The sequence below is a fragment of the Kitasatospora sp. NPDC036755 genome (assembly GCF_040636595.1).
GTDB lineage: Bacteria > Actinomycetota > Actinomycetes > Streptomycetales > Streptomycetaceae > Kitasatospora.
Genome location: NZ_JBEZUT010000378.1, coordinates 1 through 7,780 on the forward strand (window position 1 = coordinate 1; position 7,780 = coordinate 7,780).

Sequence of the window (7,780 nt, forward strand, 5' to 3'; positions counted from 1 at the left end):
GTGCTGTGCAGACCGGTGAGCTGACGGCTATAGTCGTCTCCCGGATGAACGCTTAAAAGGGTGTGTCGTCCTGGACCTTCAACCCCGGCGAGTTTCGCGACTGCGGGCGGGGCTGGAGGGTCTGACAACAGGTATGTAGTTGACGTGGTGTGCGCCTCACGGGACGGCAATCCCGGTGGGGCGCTTCTGCGTGCCTGGCGGCGTCTAGGCGATCTCCAGAATCGATCGGTTTAAGCCATCGGGCAGCATTTCACAACTCCTACGGTCCGTGCTGGTGATGACACGCACTTGTGTGACCAGCAGGCGCGGGAACGTCCCGATTTGTGATGGTCTGGAGATCAAATTTTCCGCAACGGCGTCTCAGCTGGGGTCCAGGAGATCAGTCCTGATGCCGAGCCACCCTCGGTGGTGCAGCTGGGCGGCGAGCGCGGCCGCGGCCTCCTCGGTGCCGGCGCGGACGGCGAAGTGCTCGGCGGCGAGCGCCTGGACGTGGGCCACGGTGACGTGCCGGTGGCCGTCCGGCCCAGCCGGGGTGTGGGTGATGGCCATGTCCGCCGCCGACTGGAGCACCCGGCGGCGGTGCTCCTGGCCCCGCTCGGCGCGGGCCTGGAGGTCGGCGAGTCGGCGGGCGCGGCGGAACGGCCGGACGACAACAGCGCCGGCACCGGCTCCCACCGCGGCGGCCACGATCTCCAACAGCACTCGGCTCTCCTCATCTCGTCGTTGGCTTAGCGGGGGCCGCCCGGGGTGAACCGGGCGACCCCGCGCTCCTCCTACTGGTAGCCGATCCCGAGCCCGCCGATCTCGGGGACGTCCAGGGCGATGCTCTGCGACGGCGCCGGCATCTCGACCGCCGCGGCGATGGCGGGCGGCCCGGCCTCGGCCGCGCCCACGGCGGCGTCCACCGCGGTGCCGAGCTGGTCGACCGTCACGCCGGGGCTCTCGGGGGCGGGCGGCGTGAGGTCCCACGACTCCGGCTCGGCGGCCGGGGTGTCCAGCCAGTCCGGCCGGGGGTACCCGCGCTCGGCGCCGTATGCGTCCAGCGCGGCCACCTCGGCGGCCAGCTCCTGGTCGGTGAACTCGCCCTCCTCGTGCCAGCCGAGCAGATCCTGGTACGCCTGCTCGTGCAGAATCTGGTCCCGGCGCTCGATCTCCTCGGCCGGGATGGAGTCCTCCGGGCTGAACCCGGGGTCGTCCTGGAGGTAGCTCACTTCGCGGCCTCCTCGGCTTCCCACTTGGCCCGGATCTCGGCGCCCCGCGCACGGAGCGCGGCGAAGATGGGTTCGACGCTGCCCCCCGACTCCTGGTAGCGGCCCCTCAGCCCGGGGTCCAGCGCCGGGTGCTCGCCGTACCAGAGCCCGTGCCGGTGCGCGTACTCCAGCAACTCGTGGCACAGGTAGTACTCGGCGCGGGCGCGCTCCTCGTCCGTCCGGCCGGTGGGGGCGACGGCGGAGAACGTCATGCCCGCGTAGGCGGTGCCGGCGTCGTCGGGGTCGGCGGCCCGCAGCGCGTCCAGCCGGACGTCGGCGGCCGCGCAGTCCGCGGTGAACGCGGCGTCCGGGACCAGGCCGACCTCGGTCCCGTACATGACCCGCTTCAGCCGGTTGCCCGCGCACTGGATGAGGCTGGCCTTGCTCCAGCCGGGGGTGATGTCCTCCCACGGGGTCAGGGGCTTGAGCTGCAACGACTTCACGTTCATCGGGTGATCCTCTCGTCTCGACGTTGACGGCCCACCGGTCAGCGGCCGGTCTTGCCCTTGTCCTTGGCGGTGGCGGCGGCCAGCTCGCGTTCCAGGTCGCCGATCCGGGAGGCCTGCTCCTCGGTCAGCTTCTCCAGCGCCCCGTGGAGCCCCTGGAGCCGGTCGACCTGGCCCTGCAGGGCGGTGGCACGGTCCTCCTGTCGGCGGGCGGTGTCGACCGCGTTCTGGCGGGCGGTCTCGGCGGCGGCCGCGGCGGTCTTCAGGGCGGAGATCGTCTCCTCCTGAGCCTCCGCCTTCCCCTTGGCGGTGGCGGCGGCCAGCTGGGCCTCCGTCACCTTCTCGGCGGCGGCCGCGGCGATCCGCTTCGTCTCCTCCTTGGCCGCGCGGGCCTGCTCCTCGGCCTTCTCCGCGCGGGCTTTGGCGGTCTTCACGTCCTCCTGGGCCTTGGCGACGACGCGGGCCTGCTCCGCGGCGACCCGCTCCGCTTCAGCCCGCTCCTGCTGCCGGACCTGCTCGGTGGAGGTCTTGAACTCCTCCAGCTCGGTGCGGACCGCGGCAATCTTGTCCCGCGCCTCGACCCGGGCGGCGGTCACCTGGCGGCCGGCCTCGTCCTCGGTGGCCTTGATCCGGCGCTGGGTGTCGGCCAGGAGTTCCTCGCGGGCCTGGGCGTGCTCGGCGGTGCGGGTCTCCAGCGTGGTCATCGCGGTCTCGGCGGCGTCGGCGGCCTCCGCCATGGCGTCCTGCAGCGTGCGGTTCTGCTGCTCGATGCCGAGCCGCCGCGCCCGCTCGTCGGCGGCGCTCTTCATGGCCTCGGCGACCCGGGCGTCCGCGTCGGTGGTGACGGTGACGGCCTGGGCGGCGGCGGCCTCGGGGTCAGCCATCGTCCGCAGTTCGCCCACCAGCTCCTCGAACCGCTCCAGCGCCCCGGTCACGGCGGCGATGACCTCGCCCCGGAGGTCCGTCACGGCCGCCTGGGCCTGCGCCACCGGACGGTCCTTCAGGTCCTCGCGCTCGGCGGCCCGGGTGCCGGCCTTCGGCGTCTTCGGGTTCTTCGCCCGCCACGCGCTCATCGCGTTGTGGTCCGGGTTGGAGCAGTACTTGGGCTTGGCGCCGGCCTTGCCCTCCTCCGCCGCCGCGGGCGCGTTGGTGCAGCCGGGGTAGCGGCAGGTGGGGGCCTGGTCGGTCGGCTCGGCGGGCGGGGTGTCTGGGGTGGTCATGGGGGTGATCCTCTCGTATCGGGGTGGGCGGCCGGTCAGACCAGCCCGGCGACCAGGGCGGCGCCGAGCAGGAGGAGACCGGCGATCGTGACGTGGACCGCGGCCCGGACCAGCCTGTGCTTGCGCAGGGCGAGCCGGGACAGGTCCTGAACCCGCGTCACCCGGTGGTCGCAGGTCGAGGCGGCGGCGACGTCGGCGGCCAGCTGGGCCGGCGTGCACTCCGCCCAGTACAGGAACGATCCGCGCGCGCTGCGGCCCGGCGGGAGCACCGGCCGGACCGCCAACAGGACCAGCAGCAGGGCGACGACCAGGGCACCGCCGCCGAGCCCGACCAGCACGGTGACCGGGGTGCTCAGCTCCCGGCCCTGGACGGCGGCCGTCAGGACGGCGAGGGGCAGCCCGAGGCCGGTCAGCAGAGCGGCGCTCTTCGCGTCCGTGCCGCTGACCTGGGCCGTGACGGCGGTCAGGGCGGCGGTCCACTGGGCGTCGCCGGCGGCGGGGGCCTCCGGGGCGGCCTCGGCCTGCTGGGTACTGGTCATGGTTCCTCTCCTCACTGCTGATGGAGCGCCGGCCGGGTCGCCCCCGGCCGCCTGACGATGACTCAATTGTATTTCATTGCATTGCATTTCGTCAACTCATTTCATCGCGTGTGACGAAATGAAATGAAACGTTTTCGGGGCTGTGGCTGCCGGGTTGCGGGTGGCCGGGCCCCTGGCGGCGCCTGCCGCAGTCCTCCTGCCTGGTTCGGGGTGGTCCCCTCGGCGGGCGGCCTCACGGTGGGGGCGCGCCCTGGTGGGGGGCCAGGGTCCGGGCGCCGCCGGGCGCCCGGCCTGGGAGGGAATTTCCGGTGGTCGTCGCCCCTCGGGCGGCGGCCGGCGGAAATTCCCGGACAGGTCGCCCTGGTCCTCCGCCGGGGTGTGCCAGGGTGCGGAGGGCGTCTGCCGAGGGGACCGCACCGGGCCACCCCCACCCAGCCCCACCACCAACGGCGGGTCAGGCCCGGCAGGGCGCCCGGGTCCTCTTGGTTGGGTTGGCCCGCCGGAGGCATGTCCTGACCCGCGCCCGGGCCGCTCCTTCGGGTACGGCACGGGTCCGCCGTACGGCAGACTGGTCGGGTGACGACTCCTCAGAACCACCGCCGACCCCTCCAGCTCCCGGCCGAGCAGCCGGTGGAGACCCCGGCCGCCGCGGAGCCGGCCGTCCGCACGGACCGGCCGGACCCCTGGGAGGGCCTGGTGCCCCCGCCCGCCGCCCCGGTCCGCCCGACCAGCGGCCGACGCCCCCTCGGCCTGCGGCCCGACTCCGCCGGCTGAGCGAACGCGCGGCGCGGCGCAAGCCGGGCAAACAACCGACCTCGGTAGATTGGAAAACATGACCTCCGTACAGATCACCGTGAGCATCACACCCCAGCAGGCAGGCCGATTCAACCTGCGGAAAAAGCGCCACAAGATCGAACAGGCGGAATACCTGAAAGAACTGGAACGGGAAGGAATTGGCCCCCGGGCGGCCCGGGTGCAGCTGGCCCTGGTCCGTCCGGACACCTGGCCCCCGCTGGACGCGGTGGTGGCCTCGGCCGTACGTCGGCGCCTGGCCGAGCCGGACCTGGCCGGCCCCTGGGAGCCGCTCACGACGGAGGAGGAGTGCGAGATGAAGCTCTCCGGCCGCTGGCCCGGGCCGGCCCCGGAGGTGCGGCTGGTGGAACGGAACTACCTCCTGCCGTCCGAGCTGGTCAAAGAGCTGCGGACCGCGTCGTGGCGCGTCAGCGCGGCGGCGCTCAGCCAGTACGGACCGAACCTCGGCACCGCCGAGCGCCGCCGCCTGGCCGAGCTGATCCACTCCCCCGGCCGGATCATCCGGCAGGCCCTCGACCGGTACGGCCGGCCGGAGCAAGAGGAGTCGGAAGACGAGTGAACCGACCTCGGTTGTTCATGGCCGGAGACGGCCCGATAGCCGGACATAACAACCGACCTCGGTTGTTGAATCGGCGCGCGGAATTCCATTTCGCGCGCCGATTCGATTTCGCTGGAGACTTGCATTCCGCCGCATTTCACGCTATTTCTTGATAGGCTTCGATTGGTCCCCGAGAAAGGAGGAACCCCGGTGTCTGAATTCGAAACTCCGGCCGATTGCGGCCGGGCCCCGCGGGGTGAGCCGCTGCGGCTGGAGGGCGGCGTGCCGGTGTACGACTCCGGGCGGGCGCCGGCCTACCTGCGCACGGTGACGCAGCTGCGCGGGGCCCGGCTCAACCTGGCGCCGGGCCAGCTCCCCCTCGCGTACGTCGTCACGCACTTCCACACCGGCAGGTCGCGAGGGCGGGAGGAGCGGGCGCTGTACGACCCGGGAGCGGCGGTGCGGATGCGGCCGCTGCCGGGGCGGATCAAGCTCCGGCAGGAGCGGGCCCGCACCTGCCCGGGGTGCGGGGTGGTGGGGACGGAGCCGGTGCGCGGGGGCCAGTGCGAGCGGTGCCGGGAGAGGGCGGAGGCCGCGGCGCGCCGGCTGCGGGCGCGGACCTGCTCGGGCTGCGGGCAGGTGCGGCCGCGGCCGTACCCGGTGGTGAGCGTGGGCTGGTCGAAGCGCCGGCTGTGCCCGGCCTGCCGGACGGCGCAGGCGCGGCGGGACCGGGAGGCGCTGGCGGCCTGGGTGGTCTCGGTGACGGTGTGCTCGGCCGGGTGCGGGACGCGGTTGGGGACGAAGAAGGCGGCGCTGGCCTGGCGCCGGGCCAACCCGACGGCCTGGCGGGCGCCGCGGGCGTGCCCGCCGTGCGCCGAGCGGCAGGAGACGGAGCGGGCCGAGCGGCACCGCTTGGTGTGGGAGCGGATGGAGAAGCGGCGGATGGAGGAGCGGATGAAGCGGGAGCGAGAGGTCGCACTGCTGGCGCACTGGGCGGCGGGGATCCTGGATGACCCGGAGGTGGTGGCGCTCGACCTGGAGACCACCGGGCTCGGGGACGACGCGCGGATCGTGGAGATCGGCGTGGTCACCACGGACCGGCGGGTGCTGCTGAGCACCCTGGTGAACCCGGGCGTCCCGATCCCGGCGGAGGCCACCCGCCACCACGGGATCACGGACGCGATGGTGACGGCGCCCGGCGTGCCGACCTTCGACCAGCTGATGGCCGACCTGACGCGCGTGCTCACCCTGAGGCGGCCGCGCGCCGGCGGCGGCTGGAGCTACGGGACGCGCCGGATCGTGGGCTGGAACCTCGTCGCGTTCGACCGGCGAGTGCTGCGGGGCGAACTCGTCGGGTACTACCGGCGGCTGGGCCACCCGGACCCGGCGGCCAGCGCGGACGCCTGGCTGTCCACGGAGGCCTGGGAGGACGTGATGGTCTCGTGCAGCGACTGGTACGGGGAGCCCTCCGAGTACGGCGGCTACCGCTGGCAGAAGCTGAACGGCCCGCACCGGGCGGTGGGCGACGCTCTGGCGGTCTTCGACCGGCTCTCGGAGGTGGCGGGCCGCCCGGCCGCGGTGCTGCCCGTGCAGCCGTCCGGCGACGCGCCGGCCGCCGTCGAGGAGGTGGCCCGCTGATGGCCCAGCTTCGCCTGATGACGGACGACCGGGAGCTCGGCGAGCGGGTCCTGGAGCTCCTGCTGCCGGTCCTGCGGGACGCCGAGACGCTGCTGGTGTCCGAGCCGACCCGCCTCAACCACCGCGCCGGGGGGCTGCGCGTCGTCCTCGACGTCCAGCCCGCCGACGCCGGCTGGGGAGGGCGGGGCCGGTGAGGATCACCGATCTGCGCCAGCTCCCGGCGTGGTCGGCGCCGGAGCCGGGCCAACTGCCGGACTGGCGGGCGGACCTGGCGGAGTTCACGGGCTCGGCGATCTCGCTGCAGACGCTCAGCAGCGCGATCAACGCGGGCAAGGCGACGATGATCCCCACGGTGCCGGTGGCGGGGACGACGTACTCGCCCGGGGCGATCGGGGCCCAGCTCCTCGCCCGCCTGGAGGTGCAGCGCCTGGAGCGGGCCCAGCTGTACTACGCGACCGACGACATGGTGAGCCTCGCCCTGGCGGCCGCCGAGACCCCGCCGACCGAGCCGGTCCGGGAGAGCCGGCTGCCGAGCCCGGCCGGGTTCATGGTCTTCCAGCAGCCGATCGGGGGCTATGCGGTGTCCGTCGGGGACGCCCTGGCGGGCACCGGGTTCGAGATCCCGGGCCCGGACCTGTCACTGACCTCCCCGATCGTCGCGGTGTCGTGGTCGACCTGGACGCCCGACGACGTCCTGGTCGACGGCCGGCCGGGCTCGGTCCGGTGGTTGAACCAGTCCGCGGAGGGACAGATGCTGGCCTTCGGCGCGATGCGGGGCGTGTGGCTCACCTTCTACGCGGACGCGGGGTCGCCGTACGACGTGCTCCCGCCGGACCTGCTGGTCAGCGTCGGGCCGGACGGCACGAAGGTCACGGCCGGGATGCTCGCCACCGACCGGCGGATCACCGGGCCGGTGTCGTGGGACAACGAGGTGGTCCTGGCCTACGGGACGCCCTTCGGGGACACCCCGGAGGACAGCACGCTGCGCTGGGCCCAGGTGGTGTACACCGCCTGGCAGCTGATGGCGCAGACCGGAAGCGGGCAGCTGACGGAGACGGCCAGCATCCCGCGTGCCCGGGTCGGTCAGAAGCGTGACCGGCGGGCGGGCATCCCGGACGACGGGACGGTGCGGATCGTCAACGTGCACACCCGGCACCGGCCGTCCCGGGCGGCGGCGGAGAAGGACGCGGCCGCCTCGACCGGCCGGCGCGAGCCCTCGTGGACCTGCCGCTGGCCGGTTCGCCCGTACCGCAGGTACACCTGCCTCAACCCCAGGGCGCATGAGGACGGCGGGTGCGAGCACGAAGACCGGATCGTGCCCGGGCACGTCAGGGGA

General features: G+C 73.7%; 10 protein-coding genes. 5 read left to right on the forward strand and 5 right to left on the reverse strand.

What is annotated here, in order from left to right; translation table 11 throughout:
* Nucleotides 1–360: 360 nt before the first annotated feature.
* The 5 genes from AB0E96_RS35540 to AB0E96_RS35560 all read right to left on the reverse strand — a co-directional run bounded on the left by AB0E96_RS35540 (nucleotide 361) and on the right by AB0E96_RS35560 (nucleotide 3,455).
* On the reverse strand, nucleotides 361–702 hold the full coding sequence (locus AB0E96_RS35540) for a hypothetical protein (RefSeq protein WP_359830013.1): 342 nt from the start codon (nucleotides 700–702) through the stop codon (nucleotides 361–363).
* Nucleotides 703–773: 71 nt separating this feature from the next.
* Entirely contained in the window at nucleotides 774–1,211 is a 438-nt protein-coding gene (locus AB0E96_RS35545) for a hypothetical protein (RefSeq protein WP_359830014.1), read from the reverse strand.
* Entirely contained in the window at nucleotides 1,208–1,699 is a 492-nt protein-coding gene (locus AB0E96_RS35550; RefSeq protein WP_359830016.1) for a hypothetical protein, read from the reverse strand. Before AB0E96_RS35550 ends, AB0E96_RS35545 begins: the two co-directional genes overlap by 4 nt.
* Before the next feature lie 38 nt (nucleotides 1,700–1,737).
* Nucleotides 1,738–2,916 carry a hypothetical protein gene (locus tag AB0E96_RS35555; RefSeq protein WP_359830018.1) on the reverse strand — a complete coding sequence of 393 codons (1,179 nt, stop codon included), beginning with the start codon at nucleotides 2,914–2,916 and terminating at the stop codon, nucleotides 1,738–1,740.
* Between the two features lie 35 nt (nucleotides 2,917–2,951).
* A complete protein-coding gene (locus tag AB0E96_RS35560) occupies nucleotides 2,952–3,455 on the reverse strand; it encodes a Pycsar system effector family protein (protein ID WP_359830020.1) in 504 nt (167 codons plus the stop codon).
* Between the two features lie 576 nt (nucleotides 3,456–4,031).
* Here AB0E96_RS35560 and AB0E96_RS35565 point away from each other — a divergent pair.
* From AB0E96_RS35565 to AB0E96_RS35585, 5 genes are all read left to right on the forward strand, one after another.
* The gene (locus AB0E96_RS35565; protein ID WP_359830021.1) at nucleotides 4,032–4,229 is read left to right on the forward strand and encodes a hypothetical protein; all 198 of its coding nucleotides are present in this window, start codon (nucleotides 4,032–4,034) and stop codon (nucleotides 4,227–4,229) included.
* A gap of 58 nt (nucleotides 4,230–4,287) precedes the next feature.
* Nucleotides 4,288–4,827, forward strand: a complete 540-nt coding sequence (locus tag AB0E96_RS35570; protein WP_359830023.1) for a hypothetical protein — start codon at nucleotides 4,288–4,290, stop codon at nucleotides 4,825–4,827.
* A 189-nt stretch (nucleotides 4,828–5,016) separates the two neighbouring features.
* A complete protein-coding gene (locus tag AB0E96_RS35575) occupies nucleotides 5,017–6,444 on the forward strand; it encodes a 3'-5' exonuclease (protein WP_359830025.1) in 1,428 nt (475 codons plus the stop codon).
* Nucleotides 6,444–6,638, forward strand: coding sequence for a hypothetical protein (locus AB0E96_RS35580; RefSeq protein WP_359830027.1), 195 nt, complete (start codon nucleotides 6,444–6,446; stop codon nucleotides 6,636–6,638). Before AB0E96_RS35575 ends, AB0E96_RS35580 begins: the two co-directional genes overlap by 1 nt.
* The coding region (locus AB0E96_RS35585; RefSeq protein ID WP_359830028.1) for a hypothetical protein at nucleotides 6,635–7,780 on the forward strand (1,146 nt) is incomplete at its 3' end. The genes AB0E96_RS35580 and AB0E96_RS35585, both read left to right, overlap by 4 nt.